Annotated in this window: 21 protein-coding genes; 14 read left to right on the top strand and 7 right to left on the bottom strand. The window is 49.8% G+C overall.

Annotated elements, in window-relative coordinates; all coding sequences use genetic code 11:
• Positions 1-59: 59 nt before the first annotated feature.
• Positions 60-572 carry a hypothetical protein gene (locus G3I67_RS03640; RefSeq protein WP_163651626.1) on the bottom strand — a complete coding sequence of 171 codons (513 nt, stop codon included), beginning with the start codon at positions 570-572 and terminating at the stop codon, positions 60-62.
• A 112-nt stretch (positions 573-684) separates the two neighbouring features.
• Between G3I67_RS03640 and G3I67_RS03635 the strand changes: the two genes are divergently transcribed.
• From G3I67_RS03635 to G3I67_RS03620, 4 genes are all read left to right on the top strand, one after another.
• A complete protein-coding gene (locus G3I67_RS03635; protein WP_163651625.1) occupies positions 685-879 on the top strand; it encodes a ribbon-helix-helix domain-containing protein in 195 nt (64 codons plus the stop codon).
• A 75-nt stretch (positions 880-954) separates the two neighbouring features.
• Positions 955-1,110 (top strand): hypothetical protein, encoded by a 156-nt coding sequence (locus G3I67_RS03630; RefSeq protein ID WP_163651624.1) that lies wholly within the window; start codon positions 955-957, stop codon positions 1,108-1,110.
• 430 nt (positions 1,111-1,540) lie between these two features.
• Positions 1,541-2,584 carry an ACR3 family arsenite efflux transporter gene (gene arsB / locus G3I67_RS03625; RefSeq protein ID WP_163651623.1) on the top strand — a complete coding sequence of 348 codons (1,044 nt, stop codon included), beginning with the start codon at positions 1,541-1,543 and terminating at the stop codon, positions 2,582-2,584.
• 24 nt (positions 2,585-2,608) lie between these two features.
• Positions 2,609-3,205 carry a glutathione S-transferase N-terminal domain-containing protein gene (locus G3I67_RS03620; RefSeq protein WP_163651622.1) on the top strand — a complete coding sequence of 199 codons (597 nt, stop codon included), beginning with the start codon at positions 2,609-2,611 and terminating at the stop codon, positions 3,203-3,205.
• 119 nt (positions 3,206-3,324) lie between these two features.
• On the opposite strand, the gene G3I67_RS03615 is transcribed toward G3I67_RS03620, so the two are convergent.
• Both G3I67_RS03615 and G3I67_RS03610 read right to left on the bottom strand, forming a co-directional pair.
• Complete coding sequence (locus G3I67_RS03615) at positions 3,325-4,041, bottom strand: ribonuclease activity regulator RraA (protein ID WP_163651621.1); 717 nt, start codon at positions 4,039-4,041, stop codon at positions 3,325-3,327.
• Between the two features lie 62 nt (positions 4,042-4,103).
• Complete coding sequence (locus tag G3I67_RS03610; protein ID WP_163651620.1) at positions 4,104-5,306, bottom strand: pyridoxal phosphate-dependent aminotransferase; 1,203 nt, start codon at positions 5,304-5,306, stop codon at positions 4,104-4,106.
• Positions 5,307-5,402: 96 nt separating this feature from the next.
• Here G3I67_RS03610 and G3I67_RS03605 point away from each other — a divergent pair, with 96 nt between their 5' ends.
• Positions 5,403-6,284 (top strand): LysR family transcriptional regulator, encoded by an 882-nt coding sequence (locus G3I67_RS03605; protein WP_163651619.1) that lies wholly within the window; start codon positions 5,403-5,405, stop codon positions 6,282-6,284.
• A 30-nt stretch (positions 6,285-6,314) separates the two neighbouring features.
• On the opposite strand, the gene G3I67_RS03600 is transcribed toward G3I67_RS03605, so the two are convergent.
• A complete protein-coding gene (locus G3I67_RS03600) occupies positions 6,315-7,151 on the bottom strand; it encodes a metallophosphoesterase (protein ID WP_163651618.1) in 837 nt (278 codons plus the stop codon).
• A 98-nt stretch (positions 7,152-7,249) separates the two neighbouring features.
• Here G3I67_RS03600 and G3I67_RS03595 point away from each other — a divergent pair, with 98 nt between their 5' ends.
• The 3 genes from G3I67_RS03595 to G3I67_RS03585 are packed head-to-tail and all read left to right on the top strand — an operon-like array spanning position 7,250 to position 10,269.
• A complete protein-coding gene (locus G3I67_RS03595; RefSeq protein WP_163651617.1) occupies positions 7,250-7,903 on the top strand; it encodes a trimeric intracellular cation channel family protein in 654 nt (217 codons plus the stop codon).
• An 11-nt stretch (positions 7,904-7,914) separates the two neighbouring features.
• Positions 7,915-9,759, top strand: coding sequence for a carbon-nitrogen hydrolase family protein (locus tag G3I67_RS03590; protein WP_163651616.1), 1,845 nt, complete (start codon positions 7,915-7,917; stop codon positions 9,757-9,759).
• A 24-nt stretch (positions 9,760-9,783) separates the two neighbouring features.
• On the top strand, positions 9,784-10,269 hold the full coding sequence (locus G3I67_RS03585) for an ion channel (protein ID WP_163651615.1): 486 nt from the start codon (positions 9,784-9,786) through the stop codon (positions 10,267-10,269).
• A 2-nt stretch (positions 10,270-10,271) separates the two neighbouring features.
• Here the strand turns inward: G3I67_RS03585 and G3I67_RS03580 are convergent, their stop codons facing one another.
• Positions 10,272-10,865 carry a hypothetical protein gene (locus tag G3I67_RS03580; RefSeq protein WP_163651614.1) on the bottom strand — a complete coding sequence of 198 codons (594 nt, stop codon included), beginning with the start codon at positions 10,863-10,865 and terminating at the stop codon, positions 10,272-10,274.
• 87 nt (positions 10,866-10,952) lie between these two features.
• On the bottom strand, positions 10,953-11,444 hold the full coding sequence (locus G3I67_RS03575) for an aminoacyl-tRNA deacylase (protein WP_163651613.1): 492 nt from the start codon (positions 11,442-11,444) through the stop codon (positions 10,953-10,955).
• 136 nt (positions 11,445-11,580) lie between these two features.
• Between G3I67_RS03575 and G3I67_RS03570 the strand changes: the two genes are divergently transcribed.
• The 6 genes from G3I67_RS03570 (at position 11,581) to G3I67_RS03545 (ending at position 19,701) form a co-directional block, all read left to right on the top strand.
• On the top strand, positions 11,581-13,212 hold the full coding sequence (locus tag G3I67_RS03570; protein ID WP_203583534.1) for a GMC family oxidoreductase: 1,632 nt from the start codon (positions 11,581-11,583) through the stop codon (positions 13,210-13,212).
• Between the two features lie 109 nt (positions 13,213-13,321).
• On the top strand, positions 13,322-14,515 hold the full coding sequence (locus G3I67_RS03565) for an ABC transporter substrate-binding protein (RefSeq protein WP_163651612.1): 1,194 nt from the start codon (positions 13,322-13,324) through the stop codon (positions 14,513-14,515).
• Positions 14,516-14,578: 63 nt separating this feature from the next.
• A complete protein-coding gene (locus G3I67_RS03560; RefSeq protein ID WP_163651611.1) occupies positions 14,579-15,496 on the top strand; it encodes a branched-chain amino acid ABC transporter permease in 918 nt (305 codons plus the stop codon).
• The gene (locus G3I67_RS03555) at positions 15,496-17,349 is read left to right on the top strand and encodes a branched-chain amino acid ABC transporter ATP-binding protein/permease (protein ID WP_163651610.1); all 1,854 of its coding nucleotides are present in this window, start codon (positions 15,496-15,498) and stop codon (positions 17,347-17,349) included. Before G3I67_RS03560 ends, G3I67_RS03555 begins: the two co-directional genes overlap by 1 nt.
• Positions 17,342-18,070: an ABC transporter ATP-binding protein gene (locus G3I67_RS03550; protein ID WP_163651609.1), complete on the top strand. Its 729-nt coding sequence runs from the start codon at positions 17,342-17,344 to the stop codon at positions 18,068-18,070. Before G3I67_RS03555 ends, G3I67_RS03550 begins: the two co-directional genes overlap by 8 nt.
• Positions 18,067-19,701, top strand: coding sequence for a GMC family oxidoreductase (locus G3I67_RS03545; protein WP_163651608.1), 1,635 nt, complete (start codon positions 18,067-18,069; stop codon positions 19,699-19,701). Before G3I67_RS03550 ends, G3I67_RS03545 begins: the two co-directional genes overlap by 4 nt.
• Here the strand turns inward: G3I67_RS03545 and G3I67_RS03540 are convergent.
• Positions 19,698-20,912, bottom strand: coding sequence for a CaiB/BaiF CoA transferase family protein (locus tag G3I67_RS03540; RefSeq protein WP_163651607.1), 1,215 nt, complete (start codon positions 20,910-20,912; stop codon positions 19,698-19,700). The two genes, G3I67_RS03545 and G3I67_RS03540, sit on opposite strands and share 4 nt — an antisense overlap.
• Positions 20,913-20,923: the final 11 nt, after the last annotated feature.

Below are 20,923 nucleotides of genomic sequence, written 5' to 3'. Positions count from 1 at the left end.
CTACCTAAAACAGTGTTTTGTGTGTTCATCAATCGGTCTTAGACCTTTTGCTACGGTGTCTAGGCTCGGTTGAGCTCGATGATGAAGCTGTCGGTCGTGACGATGTAGGTTCGGGTCACTTCCGTCCAGCTATCACCGAAAACGAAGTCGTGGTCTTCGTAGTAGGGCTCTACGACGTATCGGACTTCACCCGTTGGAAGCGTGAAAGCGGTAGCTGATAGATCTAGCTTCTTTTTGTCCAACCCATGTTTGAGTTCACAGGTCAACGTTCCTCGTTCGCTCCACTTTTCAAACACCAGAACATGGGCGCCGAGTTTAGGAGTCACTCTTTGGGTGTTCTTTGATTCACTGTAGTCGACGTCCAAGTCATCGAAAGCGATCTCCTCGTCATCGACCGAAGCTCGGAACCTTGGGAGTCCATCGGTCACACGGAAGCCGTTCACTTCGGAATCACCCATAAGTTGATCGTGTAGCTCCTGTAGGTTTTCCCAGAAGTCATCATCACTTTGTTCACCCGATACAAGCGCTGCGAGTTCAGAGTCTGTGATGCTGACTGTGTTCGCTTCGTACATTTTTCCCGTCACATAAAGGGCTTTGGTCATTCGTGTTCTCCAGTTAACTAACTTCACCGTTTACTAAATAGAAAACGAGAGTCGTTTTATTTATCCACCACGAAGGGAGCACATGACAACAAGAACCCACCGTAACCAAATGCTGGGAATCAGAACCACACAGGACTTCGTCAACAAGTTCGACGGACTGTGTGATCGCTTGGGATACAACCGTTCCGAGATCATCAGGTACGTTCTGAAGCGCTTTTACAACGAGCACTTCAATAACCCCGAGAACTTCACCCGTGTCAGAAAGGAGATGTTCTGATGGAACAGCCAGAACTAATGTCGTTCATGGAGTGGAGAGAGCTCCACCCTGTTAAGAAAAAAAAGGAGAAAAAAGATGAGTCAAGAAGCCCTGAAGCAAACGGAGAAATCGGGATTACGAATGGTGAAGGACAAGGTGATGGACATCATCAGGAAATCTCCGTCCAAGGAGTTCATGTTTTCCCAAGTCCCGAACTCTAAAGACATCGTCATCGTTGTTCGTCAGATGTGAGGCTGGCGCTGGGTCAAGTCCAGTCGTAGCATCAAGTCGACTGAAGTCATCATCTATCTTTGACGGTGACTTCAGCGATTTCTATCTCTGGTAATGACAACAGGCGGGCGTCTCGGATCTTCCGTTTTTTGTAAATTGAGAACACGCTTTCAGGTCCAAGAGAGAACCCCCTTGGACTCTTCCAGCCCTCGGAAATAAGGAGCTGAGCTATGTCCTTAAAAGTCAATTTTTCAACGTCTCTGAGCCTGATTACTTCGTCCGAGAGAGTCGTCTGGTATTCTGTGTACGAGCCGAGCCTTAGACCCTTGTGTCTAAGCCTTACGACGTAGCTAATCAGAGGAGGAGTGAAAGAATGAACGGGTTCAGAATTACCCCCCAGCCAGACCACTCCGTTACGGTGGAGTAGTTTCGTGATGGGACTGGTTAAGGTATGAGTGCAATAACAAATAAGCTATCCTTTCTAGATCGATATCTAACGCTATGGATTTTTTCGGCCATGGCAGTGGGTGTCGGACTGGGATATTTCCTTCCCGAGTCTGAAGCATTCATCAATTCATTTCAGGCAGGAACGACGAATCTCCCAATCGCATTGGGTTTGATCTTGATGATGTATCCGCCTTTTGCCAAGGTGAGATACGAGGATCTTCCGGATGTGTTTCGGGACAAGAGAGTTTTTGTGTTGGCTATGCTGATGAACTGGGTCGTGGCTCCGACTTTGATGTTCTTTCTTGCGATCATATTTGTGCCCAATCAGCCTGAATACATGGCCGGACTGATCTTGATCGGCTTGGCGCCATGTATCGCAATGGTAATAGTTTGGAATGACATAGCGAAGGGCTCGACAGAATATGCTGCTGGTTTGGTCGCCTTCAATGCAGTATTTCAAGTGCTATTTTTCAGTATATATGCGTATTTCTTCCTGACGGTTCTTCCGCCGTATTTCGGCTTGAGTGGATCGGCAGTCGAAATAACGATTGGTCAGATTGCTCAAAGTGTTTTCATCTACCTTGGAATACCTTGTATTGCGGGTTTTATGACAAGATTCGTGATGCTCAAATTCGTTACGAAGCAGTGGTATCACGAGCAGTTTGTACCGAAGATCGGAAAGATCACGTTAATCGCGTTGCTATTCACAATTGTGGTGATGTTCAGCTTGAAGGGGAAGCTGATAGTCACGATCCCCATGGATGTGTTGACGATTGCTGTCCCGCTTTTGATTTATTTTCTGTTGATGTTTCTTGTTACTTTTGTTTTTACGGGAAAGCTCGGAATTGATTACAAGCGATGCTGTACCTTGTCCTTCACGGCTGCGAGCAATAATTTCGAACTGGCGATTGCAGTAGCCATTGGTGTATTTGGTATCAACTCGGGAGCCGCCTTCGCCGCTGTCATCGGCCCTCTTGTCGAGGTGCCCATTATGGTCGGGCTTGTGTCGGTAGCATTGTGGTTCAAGAAGCGGTTTTTTGTTTCATAACCTAACTGTTAAAGAGTACAAGCCATGCAACTCTACATAACCACAGGATCCCCTTACGCTCGCATCGTACGAGTTGTCGTATTGGAGAAGGGGTTGACGGACCGCGTTGAGATTCTGCAAGCCAAGACGCGCCAGACTGGCAGTCCTTATTACGACATCAATCCATCAGGCAGGGTTCCCTATCTGATTCGTGATGATGGCGTCGGCCTGGAGGACTCTGCGCTGATCTGTGCCTACCTTGATCAACTCGATAACAATCCTGTATTTGCTTTTCCTGCAGACCAGGTGTGGGAAGCGCGTCGATTAGAGGCGCTTGTCAGGAGCATGCTTGATGGTTTGGCCGTGCTGGTGCGCGAAAAAAGACGGCCTCTTAATGAGCAATCTCCGACTATTGTTTTGCATGAGACCGATCGCGCAAAACGAATGCTGGATTTGTGGGAAACGGAGATTGGTCAGCCGATTTTTAATGGTCCGCTCAATATGGTGCAGATCGTGATGGTTTGCACGCTGGGATTTGCCGGACTATTGTCTGATTTCGATTGGCGTGCCGGTCATCCCAAGCTTGCAAAATGGTTTGATGAGCTATCCAAGCGACCGTCATTTGCATCCACTGCGCCGTAAACTGAAATATCACGTAAAGTGTCCAACGCCTCGACAATCATGCGAACTTATGAGGCAACATTATTCATCAGGAGGCGTTGGCACTGAAGTGATTGTGATGCTTTTCGGTTAGGCTGTATTTATTTACCGGCCTTGAAAGCTTCATAACGCGCTTTATTTTCGGCGTTGGCAGGGTATAGACCCGGCAAGGCGGCACCGGCATTCACTTCGTCCATGATCCAGCCTTCAAGGCGCTCTTGTTCGACAGCTAGCTCAACCACGTCATTGAGCAGGTTGGCAGGAATGACGACCGCACCGTCTTGATCCGCGACAATCACATCATTCGGAAAAATCGCAACACCACCGCAGCCAATCGGTTGCTGCCAATCGACAAAAGTCAGACCGGCAACGGATGGGGGAGCGGCAGCACCACTTGCCCAAATTGCCAATCCCGTCGACAGAACACCTGCGCGATCACGAATGACGCCATCACTGACGAGCGCAGCCACGCCGCGTTTTGCCATGCGTGCGCACAGAATATCGCCCCAGAATCCTGCGTCTTTAACACCATTGGCATCAACCACAGCGATGCATCCGGCAGGCATGTCTTCGATCGCGGCACGCGTGGATTTGGGCGAGCTCCAGGATTCCGGTGTTGCCAGATCTTCACGCGCAGGAATAAAGCGAGCGGTGAACGCACGCCCGACAATGCGCTTGTTTGCGCTTGGGGTGATAGGCTGGGCACCTCGAATCCAGACGTTGCGTAACCCCTTTTTCAAAAGAATGGTTGTCAAAGTTGCCGTTGTGACGCCTTCCAAAGCCTTGAACGCTGCGGCGTCCTGTTGAGCTGAACTCATGTGAAATCTCCGATGAATGTGAATCGTATGTAATCAAGGAAAACGAATCGGTTGAGACGACTTTAGACTAACTGGCTACAAGCTTTCTTGATGCGCTGGCAGGCATCGGTCAGTCGCTCGGTCGATGTCGCAAACGAAATGCGGAAATAGCCTTCAAGACCGAAAGCACTGCCGGGCACGACTGCGACATGCGCTTGCTCGATCAGGAAGCGGCAAACATCTGCGTCATTGTTCAGCGTTTTACCGTCAGGTGTTTTTTTGCCGAAAAGTCCCGAGCATGAAGGGAATAAGTAAAACGCGCCCTGAGGCGTTTGGCACTTGAGGCCGGGCGTGCTGTTGAATGCTTCCAGGCAAAGATTGCGGCGTTGCAGGAATACTTCGTTGCGTGATGCCAGAAAATCCAAAGGGCCATCCAGAGCGGCAACCGCGGCGGCCTGGGCAATTGAACACGGGTTGCTTGTGCTTTGCGATTGAATCGTCGCCATCGCAGCGATCAGAGGCTGTGGGCCGCCGGCGTAACCTATCCGCCATCCTGTCATCGAGTAGGCTTTTGATACGCCATTGACGGTCAGGGTGCGGTCTTTCAGCTCCGGGACGACGGCTGCGATTGTTGAAAACTCCCATCCATCGTAACGAAGATGTTCATACATGTCGTCCGTCATGACGTAAACATGAGGGTGTGCCAACAATGTGTTACCGATTTGACGCAATTCTTCGGTCGTGTAGCCCGCGCCTGTTGGGTTGCTGGGTGAATTCAGAATGAGCCATTTTGTGCGTGGAGTGATGGCGCGATTCAGTTGTTCGGCAGTGATCTTAAAGTTCTGCTCTTCGGAGCAGACAACTTCGACTGGAGTCCCGCCTGCCATGCGCACCATATCAGGATATGACACCCAGTACGGGGCGGGAATAATGACTTCATCACCTGGATCCATCGTAGCGAGCAATGCATTGAAGAGTACCTGCTTGCCGCCTGTGCCTACGCTGATCTCCGATGTCTTGTAGGTGAGGTTGTTTTCACGCTGAAACTTGCGCACGATGGCTTCTTTAAGTTCGAGCGTGCCATCCACATCGGTGTACTTTGTTTGACCCTTATCGATGGCTGCCTTGGCTGCTGCATTGATATGGTCAGGGGTGGGAAAGTCGGGTTCGCCTTGCGAGAGTCCGATGACGTCCACGCCGTTTCGACGCATATCTGCAGCTAGTTTGGTAACAGCGATAGTTGAAGATGGTTTTACAGCTTGAAGAATGTGACCGAGCAGTGCCATGTCGAGTGTCCTAAGTTAACGTTCACTTATCGTACCTCAGCCAATTGAAAAATATAATCAATATATTTTTGTCATATTAATAAAAGGAATTTATCAATGATCCGCGAGCTTAAAACGCTGATCGCTGTTGCCCAAGAGGGTACGTTTGCCGCCGCGGGTGCGAAAATTGGTTTGACGCAGGCGGCTGTCAGCGCACAGATGCAAAGACTTGAAGGAGAGCTCGGATTTGTTATTTTCGAGCGCAAAGGCAGGACCGCCAGACTCAATAGTGCCGGACGTCAGATACTTGCGCAGGCCCGAGACTTGATTCGTCTTTATAACAATCTAGGGTCGGCATCGGTCGATCTCGCTTCCCCTGTCCTGGTCAAAATCGGCTCCATCGCATCTGCGCAAAGATCGCTATTGCCTGATGCTCTGGCCAAGTTTCATCGGCAAAGTCCAAAGTGTCGAACTCATGTTGTTCCTGGACTTTCGCTCGACTTGATTAATCAGGTTGATGCGGGCGAGCTTGATCTTGCGATCACATTGCGATCGCCATTCTCTTTACAAAACGATTTGCGATGGACAACTCTGACAAGAGAACCCTTCAGATTACTTGTTCCCGGAAAAACAAAAGGACATGATTGGTCCGAGATCTTGTCTACACTCCCATTTATCCGCTATGACCGTTCGTCTTTTGGCGGTCGATTGGTTGATCGGTTTTTGCGGAATATGCATTTTCCTCTTCACGAGGTGTGTGAAGTCGATGAGCTTGAAGCTATCGTGAAACTGGTCGCCAATGGAGTCGGCGTTGCGTTAGTGCCGCAAACTGCAACATATCGCCGATGGCCGGCTTCTGTGCGGGCCATCAATTTAGGCGAGCACACTTTTTATCGCGAAGTCGGATTGGTACATCGTACAAGTCGTCACTTAAGCGAACCGGTAAAACAATTGGCAGATCTGATCGTTGCGATTTTCCAAAGCGTACCCAAAAAATAAAATTGATTGTTTCACCAGATTCAAATTCACTTAGTTCACTTCTATGACAAAGGCTTCCTGAAAAGACCGTTGTTCCTGCTTGTCCGCGTAGCCTCTTGGATTTGCTGCCACTCTACAAGACCAATCGCGTCCATTATGATGGCCATTTACGATGTAATCATTAGTGCAATGCAGATGTCCATGCAGCCATAATTTGGCCAAAGGTAGCAAATGATCGAGTGCATTGCAAAATCCTGCCGTACCTGGAGTGAGCCCGTAACGCGGATCGGCGCTTTCGAGGATCGGTGCAAAATGAGTCACCGCAATGGTTGTGCCATTAAAAGGGGTTTCCAGTGCCGATTTAAGCCATGCCTGAGCCGTAAGGCCTAGTTGACGAATGTCCTCGGCTAGCATGGGTTCGCCATTTCGATAGGTTGTGTGTTTTTGCAAATAGAAATTTGCTGCGCGATAGGCTTTTTCGAGTGCGCGCATCTGAAGGGTCATGGTTGACTCTTGTCGGGCAAGCGACTCGAAGTCGCTCCATAAGGTTGAGCCGATAAAGCGAATAGGGCCGATTGTGATGATTTCGCTTTCAAGCCAATCAATTCCTAATCTAGTACAAGTATCGCGAAGGTGTGCGTAGGTCTTTTCGTAATCCAGTGAATCGAATTCATGATTGCCCGGAAGATAAAGAACACGGGGCCAGGGTGAATCGGAGCGAAGCGGTGAAAACCTTGTTAAACCGAAATCGTCACCTTTCAGCAATGAACCGGCTTGATATGATCCGATGTCGCCTGCGAGAACCAGCACATCGATATTGGCGGCTGCTTGTGGCATAAGATCTGGCTCGCACTCAAGGTGCAGGTCCGAGAGAAGTTGAATACGCATAATGTATTTTGCCGAGTTGAATGCCAAACTATTAAACTACGCATTGCTGCTAACAGCACCATCGGTGTGACATAGATAAACTTAGTTAAATATATCCCATGAATTTTTCTCTGAACCTTGCTGTTTCGCAAGCTGAAGCCTTGCCGGTATGGTTGGAATTGTTGGCGATGATGACAACTGCGCTTTATGGTGCGGCAGTTGCACGCTCGCGAAACATCCCGATATACGGAACAATGCTGTCCGGCATTATGGTGGGCGTTGGTGGAGGTTTATGTCGGGACATCATGCTTAATCTAAAGCCCGTTGCCATATTCACGTGGTACTACCTTCCGGCGATGTTGTTTGCGGCGGTCATTGGCGCATTATTTTTTTACAAGCTTGTGAAACAGCAGATTCCGAATTTGTTGCTTCATGGACTTGCCGTTGGTTTGCTCATTTCAATTGGCGCCCAAAAAGCACTTGTTTTCCATGCTCCAATTATTTCGGCGCTCTTTTGCGGTGTGGTCACTGCGTCTTTTGGCGGCATGATTGCGGATTGGATCGCACAAGAGCGAACTACGGTCGGTAAGCAAGCACATTGGTTCGGGGCTGCGTTAACAGTCGGTACGATATGTTATTTGATTGGTAGCATATTCATTAATTTTTATGCAGGCTTAGTGTTGTCGATCATCGTGACAACATCGCTGCGAGTTTTAAGCGTGACTAAAGACTGGCCTTCGCCCTATTGGCCTAATGAAAGCAAAAATAGCTAAGGATGATTGGCATGACCCGTGTAACAACACCTTTTAAAGTAGCGGCCATTGAATTCAATGCGGTTTTCATGGAGCTTGATCAAAATATAGTCGGAGCGGTAAAGATCGCGACTGAAGCCGCAAGCAATGGCGCAAAATTGATCGTGTTGCCCGAAGCTGCCGTGTCAGGGTACATCTATAAAGATCGCAACCAGTTTTTGCCATTTATGGATACTGTGCCAGGCAAGACAACTACAGCCCTGGAAGACGTTTGTGCGAAGTTCAATTGTTATATCGCCATTGGAATCGCTGAGATCGATCACGATACTCAATTGACATACAACACGGGCGCGCTGATCGGACCCAAAGGGTACATCGGCAAGTATCGCAAGAATGGATTGAATCCATCGGATATTTTGTGGTTCGTTCCAGGCAATACCGGTTATCCGGTGTTTGAAACCGAACTTGGCAATATCACGATGATTATCTGCTATGACGATACATATTACGAACCTGCCCGGGTAGCGGCATTGAAGCAAGCCGATATCATCGCCTACATTTGTTCATCGGATCGTGTATTGCCGCAGCTAGCCGAATCGGCAGGAAATCATTCCACAATCGCCGCGGTACAGCATCAATGTGCCTGGAATGGCCTGGCCATGGTCGCAGCCGACAGAAGCAATGCGGAGTCGAATCCGACAACAGGCGTGTCGGTGACATATGGCGGAGCGGCTTCGATATGGCAAGCAACTGGAGAGCGCGTTGCCCATGCGTCGACTACCAATACCAGTTACACCATGGGTAACAGCAATGCGATCATTTATGCAGAACTTGATCCTGCCAAATTCAATAACGCCCAGAAAAAAACTTTTCAAAGACGACGCCCCGAGCTTTATGGCGATCTGGCTTTTTATCGAGCGCCGACAGATGGAGCGGCCTCAAAAATCAGTCATGCCGTGAATGCCGCCGCGCTTCAGTACCAGATCGAAAAAAATGATTTTGAAGGCAATCTGGCTCGTAGCAACACTCAAGTTCAATCCCTGCAGGCAAGCACCAAAGGAACGAATCTGGTCGTGTTTCCGGCGTTTTCATTTTGCGGACCGGTAGATCAATCAAATTATCAGGCCGTTGCTGAAAACAAGCTTGGCCGAAGCACTCAAGTCGCGACAGATTTCGCAGGGCGTTTGACCGCCCATGTGGTGGTGAGTTTTATCGAAAAGGACGGTGATCATTACTATCACACTGCATCCTTGATCGGTCCGGATGGAAAGTTGATTGGTCAGTACCGTCAGACTCATCTCGATGAAAATACACTCGAATTTTTAACGCCGGGGGATGATTTGCCAGTGTTCGATACTGGCATCGGCAAAGTCGGATTGCTACTTAACGAGGACGTACGTTATCCCGAAGCTTCCGGGGTGTTAAGTGTCAGAAGGGCAGACATCATTGCAATCCCTTCAAGTTGGTCCGGTCAGTATGGTGGTCAATTACAGGATGCCGTTGGTTTGTTCAAACATCCTTACGCTTCTAATACGATGGTTTTCTGGTATGCAGTGGCTAAGACCTCGCAAGCTTATACGGTGGTTGCAAATCCGGTCGGGAATGGCTTCATGGGCTCAAGCGGTATTTTCACGATCAATCCGATCGATGCTGTTGAGACTCCCGCTATCGCGTCAGTTGATAATCCTGAAATCGTGGCTTTGTCCTTTAAGACGTTAGGTGATCCTGCTTGGTGGATGAATCAGACAAAACTAATTGGCGGTCGTCGGGCGGATCTGGCAGCACCGCTAACCTTTCCACTCGCATCCAAGGCGTTAGCGCAATGGATCGCAACACCCGGGTTTGACGTGAACGCCTGGGCGGCATACAAGCAGTAGATCATTGGATAGCGAGCGAAATCAATGCCGAATAATTCTTCCGAAGCCGTCTTTAATCTCGAGGCACTCGTATTCGCGGGTGCGGTTTTATTCCTGATTTTGGTTGTTCATGCTCTTTACATGTACATCACTGAAAACTGGTATGAAAAAATTATTGATAGTCTTGTTCAGGCACGTCGCTTTTCCTTGGCTCGCCCGGCGTTTTATGTCATGTCATTTGTTTTGACACTTTCGCATTTGCTTGAGATTTATATTTGGGGCATTGCACTAAATCTGACGGGGTTGATCAGCAATTCGCATCATGCGATGGTTTTCGCAGGTAGTGCCTACACAACTGTGGGTTTTGGCACCAATCCTTTGCCTCAAAGTTGGGATTTGGTGATGGTAGTCATCGCCTTAAGCGGAATGGTGGCTTTTGGCTGGTCTATATCCGTGCTAGTTAGCATGACGCAATACTACAAAAGCGCTCGCACCCAATACATGAAACGCAGCACTGGTATTAACTCCTGAGATCAAGCACAACTCAAAATAATATTATTCAATTCAATCTCGGCCATGTCACGCATCTTGTTCATGTTGCCTGCGAGTTCTTTAAGTTCGTCGGGTGATAAGGAGGTGTCCGGATCCATATTCATGAGTTCGGAGCACATGCCGATCAATTCTTCAATGATGTCGACGCTTTCGGCGACTTCATCGCTGAGTTCGACGTTTTCCTGATCCTGATAAAAAGCATCCATGAATGCGTCAAGCTCCTCACCACGTAATTGAGCTTGAGCCTTGAGTTCAGTCAAGGTTGCAGGGGCTGCAAGCGATGTCAATTCAAAAGGTCGATCAGCAGCTTCATCGGCGTGCTCGGCCAGCAGATTCCAAAAATCTTCTAAAAAAATCTGTCGAACTTCGTCGATTGCTTGTGTCGAGTCCAGTTCGGGAAATTCGCCGTCCCATAGCGCATTCAACTCGAAAACCGGATCAACGACATATGGGCTGGCAATGGCGCCCATGAATGCCGCGCGGACTTCATGAAACTTGTAGTTGCAATCGTACTTTTCAAGCAAGCGTTGCACTTCTGAATTGATTTTGGATTGGGTAAGATTTGATTTGGACATGGAAAATTTTCAGGTCGAAGGACTTTTGTTTATGCGAAGCAATATTGTAAAGACAAGGGTTCAACAAGTTGCGAAATTCCGCTTTGACTAGAGAGGCAGGGCGCAGCTTACCGGTGTGGCCTGAAGTAGCTGAACGCAAACCTCGGGATGAATTCCAACGAGATAGCCTCTGCGTCCGCCATTGATCCAAATCCGTTCCAGCGTAAGGATATCGCTTTCGATATAAACGGGCATTTTTTTACGAGTGCCGAAGGGGGATGTTCCGCCCACCAGATAGCCACTGTGTCGATTGGCGACATCGGGTTTACAGGGTTCAATACTTTTTGCGCCAATTTGTCGCGCAAGGTTTTTGGTCGAAACGCTACGGTTGCCATGCATTAACACAATGAGCGGCATGGTTTTTTCGTCTTGCATTATCAGTGTCTTAATGACAGCGTACGGATTGAGTCCTAAAACTTCGGCGCTATGCTGTGCACCCCCGCGCTCAAGATATTCATAGGGGTGCTCGGTAAAGATAATCTTGTTGGCCTTGAGTAGGGCTGTTGCTGGCGTCTCGCTAATATGGGGTTTCTTGGCCATTCGGAGTCATTTCCCGGTATGCGTTGTTGAAGTCTCTTGCGCTACAGGCATCTTCAAAGTAAAAACTGAATTAAACAGATTTTAATAACGTGCGAAGTGTGCAGCTGGAACTGGCTGGTCGACACAGATAAAAGGCATGATGGGGACATACGACTATATTATCGTCGGCGCAGGTGCCGCCGGCTGTTTGCTCGCAAATCGGTTGTCGGAAGACCCGAAGGTGTCGGTTTGCCTGCTTGAGGCGGGCCCCTCGGACCGAAACCCATTTATTCATATTCCCGCGGGGTTCATCAAGGTTGGGCATGATCCTGCCTATACATGGGATTTTCAGACCGAGCCAAGTGAAGGTACGAACGGCCGCAATGTGGTGACACGAACCGGCCGCACGCTTGGCGGGTCTAGTTCAATTAATGGCTTCAACTATACCCGTGGCCAAGCTCAGGACTATGACGACTGGTCTGCTTTGGGCAATCCCGGTTGGTCTTATGCCGAAATATTGCCTTACTTCAAGCGAACAGAAAGGCGAGTCGGCACGCATGATCCCAAATATAGAGGTAGTGACGGTCTATTACCTATCACTGATTGCGATTGGCGACATCCATTATGTGACGCGTTTATCGAGAGCGCTGCGCAGATCGGATTGCCTTCGCACATCGATTACAACGCAGGCAGCCAATATGGCGCTGGATACTATCAGCGGTGGATTTATCGCGGTCGTCGTTACAGCGCTGCTAAGGCGTTTTTGAAGCCGGCTCGATCAATAAATAATCTTGAGATACGAACAAATGCGCACGTCACAAAGCTAGAGTTTGATGGCAAGCGAGCTGTCGGTTTAAGGTTTCAGACTTCTCCGGATTCCCCCATCCATGCCATGAAGGCAAGGCGTGAAGTGATACTTTGCGCAGGTGCGGCCAATACGCCAAAACTCCTTCAGTTATCGGGAATCGGGCCGTCGGCTTTGCTCAAGGAAAACGGAATTGCGGTTTTTCACGAACTACCCGGCGTGGGTGAAAATTTTCATGACCACTTTATGGTGCGCTCGGTTGTCAAGGTTAAGGGGATTGAGACGCTTAATCAAACCGCTCGAGGTATCAAGCTGCTGGGCCAAATTCTGAAATGGGCAACAGGCAGGCCGAGCTTGATGGCAATTAGCCCGTCTGTTTCATTTGCATTTGCATCTTCGCGACCCGAGATCACAAGACCAGACTTGCAGTTTCACTTTTCACCCGGAAGTTATGCGGCAGGAATTGCTGGAAAGCTGGATGATTTTGCCGGAATGACGCTAGGGTTTTATCAATTGCGCCCTGAAAGTTCCGGTTATGTCCGTTTGCGCTCGAGCCATCCCTTCGACTTGCCATTGATCCAGCCCAATTATTTGTCCGACCCGGTTGATCGGCAGGTTGTCGTTGATGGACTGCGCATGGCTAGAAAATTGCTGCATGCTTCGCCCTTGGCACCTTATTGCGAGGTGGATGATTTTCCGCCGGCATCGGCAGTCAGCGATGAAGAGCTGCTTGATTGCGCGCGACAGCGAGGCGGTACAGCCTGGCATTTCATGGGGACGTGCAGGATGGGCAAAAGTCCGGCTCACGGGGCGGTCGTCGATGCGCAATTGCGGGTTCACGGATTGGAGGGGTTGCGTGTAGTGGATGCTTCTGTCATTCCTCTGATGACATCCGGCAATACAGGTGCGCCTACGATGATGATTGCTGAAAAAGCGGCCGATATGATCAGGGGAAACCCGCCTTTGGCTGCAGAATCTGTTTAAGCGGATTTTTGAACTGTATGATGGACAAGTAAATATATTTTCATACACCAGAACGGTTTAAACCGTCGGAAATTTACAGTGGGTAAACCACATTTCAGGAGACAAGTACATGAAATTATTTAAACGAATGGCCGTTGCCCTTGCGCTCGGTTCTGCTTTGACGGCAGGCGTCGCCAAGGCTCAGGATATCAAGATTGCTTATAACGGGGATATGTCCGGCACTGCGGTGGCAGAACTGGGACAAGCCGCACGCTGGGGCTTTGAAGCAGCGATCGAGGATATCAACAAAAACGGCGGACTGCTCGGACGTAAAGTTGTTCCGGTTATTCGGGACGATTTGGGTACGCCGCCCAAGTCGATTCAGAACATGACCGAACTAATCGATAACGAGAAAGTGGTCGGTGTGGTTGGGCCTGCAAACTCCGGTAATGCTTTGGCTTGGCTGCATATCCCGCAAGCTGCAAAAATCCCGGTGATCGGTTCAACCGCGACAGCGACGGAGATCACGACACGCTACGCCAAAGAGCCGCAGAATTACATGTTCCGTGTTTCGATGGTGGATCGGGAGCAGGTTGCTTTGTTGGCAGCTTATGCTGTGAAGGCATCCAAGAATAAAAAGATCGCCGTGATCGCCGACTCGACCGGTTATGGTCAGGCAGGAATCAAGGATGCAGTCGAGGTATTGGCCTTGCACGGTATTAAACCGGTTCTGGTTGAAAAATTCGGGCCAAAAGATACCGACATCACATCGCAGTTGACCAAGATTAAAAATGCCGGTGCGGATGCTGTGATTATTTATGCGATCGCTGATGGTGCGGCAAACGTCGTCAAGAGTATGGAGAAAATTAATTACAACCCGATTACTCTCGGAACGTGGGGCAACCTGAGCTCTTTGTATTACCGTATGACGGGTCCCAAGCTTGCGCCTAACTTGATTATCGCCGCTTCGACGACCGAAGATAGCAACGAACGAGCCAAGGCCTTGGGTGAACGCGTTCGCAAGAATTTTCCGACCATGACAACGTTCGCGTGCGCGGCCCAATCCTATGATGCCGTCATGTTGATGGCGGCGGCCATCACTAAAGCGAAGTCTACGGATGGTGCAAAAGTCGCGGCTGCGCTTGAGGATCTGTCGGGAGTTCAAGGGATCATCAAAACCTACAACAAACCATTCACCAAAGAGAAACATGAAGGTTTGAGTGTGGACGATTTTTATCTTGCCAAATGGACAGAGGACGGCAAGATCGTTCGTTTCCAGGATGATGTCATCAAGTCCATCACGCCAGCTGATTTGAAGCGTTAATCATCAAAGTCTGAAAAGCCTTTCTGCCCGCAGGAAGGCTTTTTGTATGTAAGGAAAGAAGAAATGGTTGCAATATTGCAGGCCGTCTTCAGTGGCTTGGCCTTGGGTGGAATTTATGCTTTAGTCGCGCTGGGATTCAATATTACCCATACGACCACTAAAACATTCAATTTCGGTCAAGGGGAGTTTCTGGCAGTTGGTACTCTGATTGGCGTGTCTGCCGTTTTATTGTTGTCGGGTAAGGATATCACCGAAGCACTTAGTGTCACTGATGTGACCCTGGCGCGTTATGGCATTGGATTGATCGCGAGTATTGTCATTCTGGGAATATTCGGGGTGTTGCTATATTTCACTGCAGTACGACCATTCGTAGGCATGGTCGGAATGGCGTGGGTGATGAGTACGATCGGTTTTGGCATCATTATTCAAAATACCGCGTTGGCTATCTGGGGACCTACGCCGATTGTATTGCCTTCACCATTAGGTAATGATGTCATCCGCATTGGCGGAGCCGGCATCGTCCCACAGGAAATTCTAGTTTTGATCGCAAGTATTCTGACGATGTTTTGTCTAGATCTTGTTTTGCGTAAAACAAAATTGGGCAAGGCGGTGCGTGCAGTTGCACATAGCCGCAATGCGGCGACCCTGATGGGGATCAACGTTATGGCGATCGTGATTTTCGCTTTCGTACTCAGCTCCAGTTTGGCAGGAATGGCCGGCATGCTTGTTGCACCGATCACGACTGCATCCGTATTCATGGGTTTGACGATCGCACTCAAGGCGTTTTCGGCAGCGATTGTCGGCGGACTGAATAATCCGAGAGGGTGCATGCTGGGTGGGTTTTTGCTTGGACTTCTCGAGGCGCTTGTCGGATTGTGGCAGGCAGAGTTGCGTGAAATCAGCATTTTCATCCTGATCATTATCGTGTTGGTTGTAAAGCCGGAAGGCTTGCTGGGACAGCGTCATGTGGAGAAAGTGTGATGCTTGAAAAAAACAATAAAGCGCATTTCATCGGGCTGTTGTGCGTCATTGCTGCAGTTGTATTGCTGCCATTGACCACGACGAATGGCTTTTATCTCAAGGTGATGTTTCTGATCGGAGTGAATTATCTTGCCGCTTCGGGATTGAATGTTTTGGTTGGATTCACCGGACAGAAGTCTCTTGGTCATGCAGGATTGTTTGCGGTAGGCGCCTATACGGTGGCTTTGCTGACAACGAAAGCAGGTTGGAATCCATGGGCAGCTTTCATCGCAAGTGGCGTGGTGGCCGGTTTTTTTGGTGTGGTGATTGCCTTGCCAGCGCTGCGTGTTAAAGGACCCGCGTTGGCAATGGTGACGATTGCCTTCGGCATCGTGGTTGAAAAAATCGTATCCGAATGGCAAGACGTTTTTGGCGGACAAGCCGGTATATATGGTGTGGTTCCACCCATGCTTTTCGGTGGGGTGCGTCTAGGTCCGAAAGAATGGGTTTGGTTTGCCGCGACGTTGGGGATTCTTGCGCATTTATCCATTCGAGCACTGGTCATGGGTAAGTATGGTCGCGCATTCAGGGCGGTTAACACTGCCGAAGTCGCAGCCGAGAGCGTGGGCGTCAGTGTTTACCGCTTTAAAGTATTGGCCTTTGTTATCAGTGCCGTAACGTGCGGATTGGCCGGTGCGCTGATTGCGCAGCAAAACCAATATATCAGCTCGGATTTCATCACCTTCGGTTTGTCGATTTTCTTTCTGTTGATTGTGCTTTTTGGAGGAAGTTCGATCTACGGACCGATCCTGGGTGCAATCGTGCTGACTTTGCTTGATGCATTTTTGGCACGATGGCCGCATTTGCAGCACTTTACTTATGGCGCACTGCTTTTGTTTGCGCTGTATGTGATGCCGGATGGCCTCTCAGGTATGTTGCGTACAGTTGCGCGTAGAGTCATGCCCAAGCTGTTTGCCCCCAGGATGTTTGAACAAAATCCGCAGCCGTGGCGTTTGCGTGCGGACGAAGTCGCGGCACCTGACCGCCCTTTGTTGAAAGCCGAAAATCTTTATAAAGCCTATGGAGGCGTGATTCCAACAAATCGGGTCAGCATTGATATCAAGACAGGCCATATTCATTCGCTAATCGGACCCAATGGTGCCGGAAAGACGACGCTTCTGAATATTTTGTCCGGCGTCATTGCACCAGATAGCGGATCGTTCGAGTTTAATGGGCGAACAATTTCAGGATTACCCGCAAATAAAATTTGCAGCTTGGGTCTTGCACGAACGTTTCAGAATCTGAAGCTGTTCGGCAATATGAGTGTTCTTGAGAACGTTCAGGTTGGCCTTCATTCCAGATTGGATTCGGGATTTTTAAGTTGCCTGCTTGGTACTCCCGCCGCACGTCGTGAGGAGCGTTTGACGACAACCGAGGCCCTACAGGTGCTGGATTTTGTCGGGTTGCGCGAAAAGGCGAACGAACTGGCTGGTAGCCTTGCTTACGGGCTGCAGCGAAGACTGGAAATTGCTCGTGCGCTTGCGACACATCCCCGATTGCTGTTGCTTGATGAGCCGGCTGCCGGGTTAAATCCTCAGGAAACGCAGGATCTGATCGAAGTGATTTCTCGCATTCGCGATCTAGGCATCACGATTTTATTGATCGAGCATCACATGGATCTGGTCATGGCGATTTCCGATCATGTCATCGTTCTGGATTATGGTGAAAAAATTGCCGAAGGTACTCCGACCGAAGTTCAGAACAATCCACGCGTGATTGCCGCTTATCTTGGGGATGATGAAGATATGGCGGATCTTGATGCGATGGATGAACAAGCAATTGATGCCGCGCGCGCAGGAGCAAAGCATGAGTAATCGTACATTGCTGAAGGTCGATCGATTGGAGGTGCGTTACGGTGCCATCGACGCGATCAAAGGGATTTCGTTGCACGTCGATCAGGGTGAGATTGTTACGATTATCGGCGGCAATGGCGCCGGCAAAAGCACATTGATGAAGACCATCTCGGGCCTGGAGCCCGCAGCGGCCGGCCACGTGATGTTCGACGAGCGGGACATCACGTCCATGCCCGGGCATTTGCGCTTGCCTTTGGGGATTGCACAGTCGCCGGAGGGGCGACAGGTATTTCCGGATCAATCTGTTCTGGATAACCTGTTACTGGGTGCTTATCATCGTAAAGACACTCAAACGGACATTGATTCGGATATTGAAGAACAGTTCACGATTTTTCCGAGGCTGCGGGAAAGACAGAATCAAATGGCCGGAACAATGTCGGGTGGCGAGCAGCAGATGCTGGCCATTGCGCGGGCATTGATGTCGCGGCCACGTTTGTTATTGCTTGACGAGCCATCTCTTGGTTTAGCGCCGCTGATTGTTAAAGAGATTTTCTCTGTCATTAGAATGCTAAAAGAGCGCGGAGTCACAATTTTGTTAGTGGAGCAAATGGCCAATCAAGCCTTGGCTGTATCCGATCGTGCTTACGTGCTAGAGACGGGACGCATTACGCTTGAAGGTAAAGGTTCGGAATTGCGACGCAATCCAAAAGTGCGCGCAGCTTATTTAGGGGATCACGGATGAGTAGTGCAGCAGGCATTGAACAAGGCCAATTTGATTATGTAATTGTTGGCAGTGGCGCCGCGGGTTCCATTCTCGCGAATCGATTAAGCGCCGATCCGTCAGTTACGGTTTGTCTTCTTGAAGCTGGCCCTTCTGATTGGCATCCGTTTTTGCATATGCCTGCTGGATACATCAAAAAAGTATTTGATCCGAATTTCACCTTTCCATTTACGACAGAACCCACTGAACATACAGGTGGGCGAAGGATTCCGGTTCCCCAGGGCCGAACGCTGGGGGGTTCGACCGCAATTAACGGCTTGGTCTATAACCGTGGTCAAGCCGAGGATTTTGATGATTGGGCGTCGGCCGGAAATCCCGGCTGGAGTTACAAGGATGTGCTTCCTTATTTCAAGGCGACTGAAACAAAAATCGGAGAAGGTGACGATGCGTATCGGGGACGTAGCGGTCCGATGCCGATCACCAATGTGGATTGGATACATCCGATCAATGAGGCATTCATAGAAGGTGCTCAGGAGTTGGGTATTCCACGCAATCCCGACTATAACGGGGCATCTCAGGCAGGTGTCGGTTATTTTCAGAGAAACATTTACCGCGGATACAGAATGAGTGCGGCTCGCAGTTTTCTCAAGCCTGTGCGTTCACGTCCCAATTTGAACGTATTCACGAAATCGCATGCCTCACAGATTTTGTTTGAAGGCACGCGTGCCGTGGGTGTTCAGTACGTTCGTGGTGGCAGAGGCGGACCGGTTCATGTGGTTCGCGCAAGACGCGAAGTGATTTTATCGGCTGGCGCATTGAATACGCCTAAACTTTTACAGTTATCGGGTGTCGGACCCGCTGCTGTTTTGAATAAATTAGGCATTCCCGTGTTTCGAGATATGGCCGGGGTCGGAAACAATCTGAAGGATCACTTTTCGCTTCGCGTTGTTGCCAAAGTGAAAGGAATCACTACGATCAATGAATTGGCCCGTGCCCCCAGACTCTGGGGGCAGATCGGCCGATGGTTATTCAAAAAGCCGAGCATTCTTGCGTTGAGTCCATCCGTGGTGCATTTTTTCTGGCAATCGAGGGCGGGATTGACTCGTCCGGATTTGCAGGGTGTCTTTACTGCAGCCAGTTATCGTGAGGGTTATGTCGGCATGCTGGACAAGTATCCTGGAATGACTTGCGGAGTATGGCAGCATCGCCCCGAAAGCATGGGCTACGTTCATGCCCAATCCAGGGATCCTTTTGATGCTCCAATCATTCAACCGAATTACCTTGACCACGAAAATGATCGCCGTGTGTTGCTTGATGGCGTAAGGTTGGCGCGACAGCTACTCAGAACCCAACCTCTTGCAAAATACTCGCTAGGAGAGTCCATGCCTGGCGTGCAAGTCGAACGCGAGGATGAACTGATGGATTACATCAGAAAATATGGAGTTTCGGCGTATCACTTGAATGGATCAGCGCGCATGGGGCCCGCATCCGATTCTCGAAACGTGGTGGATGCGCAACTGCGAGTCCATGGGTTACAGGGGCTACGCGTTGTTGACGCATCCATCATGCCCAATATTGTTTCGGCTAATACAAACGCTTCGACAATGATGATCGCGGAAAAAGCGGCCGCGATGATTCTGAAAGGCGATTAAGCTACAACCCCCTTGCTGCGCAATATAGAGATTTGCTCTTCAGTTAAACCGGCTTCGCGCAAGACGGTATCGGTATCCTGACCGATCGTTGGCGCGTTGCGTCGGAACTGTCCAGGTGTGCGAGATAGCTTGGGCACAATTCCCGGTACGGCAAGTTTAGTGCCATCTGACATCGTGACGTGCTGAATCATATCGCGTGCCAAGTAATGAGGATCTTTAGCGATGTCCGCAATGGTGTAGATTTTGCCGGCCGGGACTTTTGCTTCATCGAGTGCAGCCATGATTTCATCGACACTATGTCGGATAGTCCATGCGTTAATGGCTGAATCGATTTCTTCGATTCGTGCGACACGGCCCGTGTTGTCCGCAAGTGTCGGGTCATTGCCAAGATCATCCCGATTCATGGCCTTGCAAAGACGTTTGAAGATGCTATCGCCATTGCCGGCGATCAATGCATATGCGCCGTCTTTACAGCGATAGGCATTGCTCGGCGCGATGCCCGGCAGGGCACTGCCTGCGGGCTCGCGCACGACATCAAACGCGCTGTATTCAGGCAAGAGACTTTCCATGCAATTGAAAACAGCTTCATGTAGCGCAACATCAATGACTTGGCCTTGCCCGCTGCGTTGCCTTTCCTGTAGTGCCAGCATGATGCCGATCACGCCATGCAAAGAGGCTAGCGTGTCACCGATACTGATTCCGACGCGCACGGGAGTGCGGCCAGGCTCTGCAGTGAGATGTCGCAACCCACCCATGGCTTCAGCCACCACTCCAAAACCGGGCTTGTCCCGATACGGTCCGGTTTGGCCATATCCGCTAATCCTAAGCATGATCAGCTTTGGATTGATTTTAAGAAGCGTCTCAGGCCCAAGCCCCCAGCCTTCCATCGCACCAGGGCGAAAGTTCTCTATCAGAACATCCGCCTCGGCACATAACTTGCGCACGATTTCCTGGGCTTCGGGGGCTTTCAGATCAAGCGCGACAGATTGCTTATTGCGCGACTGAACTTGCCACCAAACCGATGTGCCGTCTTTAAGCAGGCGCCATTTACGCAAAGGGTCTCCTGCTCCGGGCGGTTCGATTTTGATGATGTCGGCACCAAAGTCGCCCAAGGTTTTTGCAGCGAAAGGGCCGGCGATCAACTGACCCATTTCGACAACTTTCAGGCCGGTTAAGGGCATCGAGGCGAAAGGATTGGATGGTGTAGTCATGGGCAAATTCA

This window comes from Sheuella amnicola (genome assembly GCF_010499255.1).
GTDB lineage: Bacteria > Pseudomonadota > Gammaproteobacteria > Burkholderiales > Burkholderiaceae_B > Zwartia > Zwartia amnicola.
This window is presented reverse-complemented; position numbering and strand designations above follow the sequence as displayed.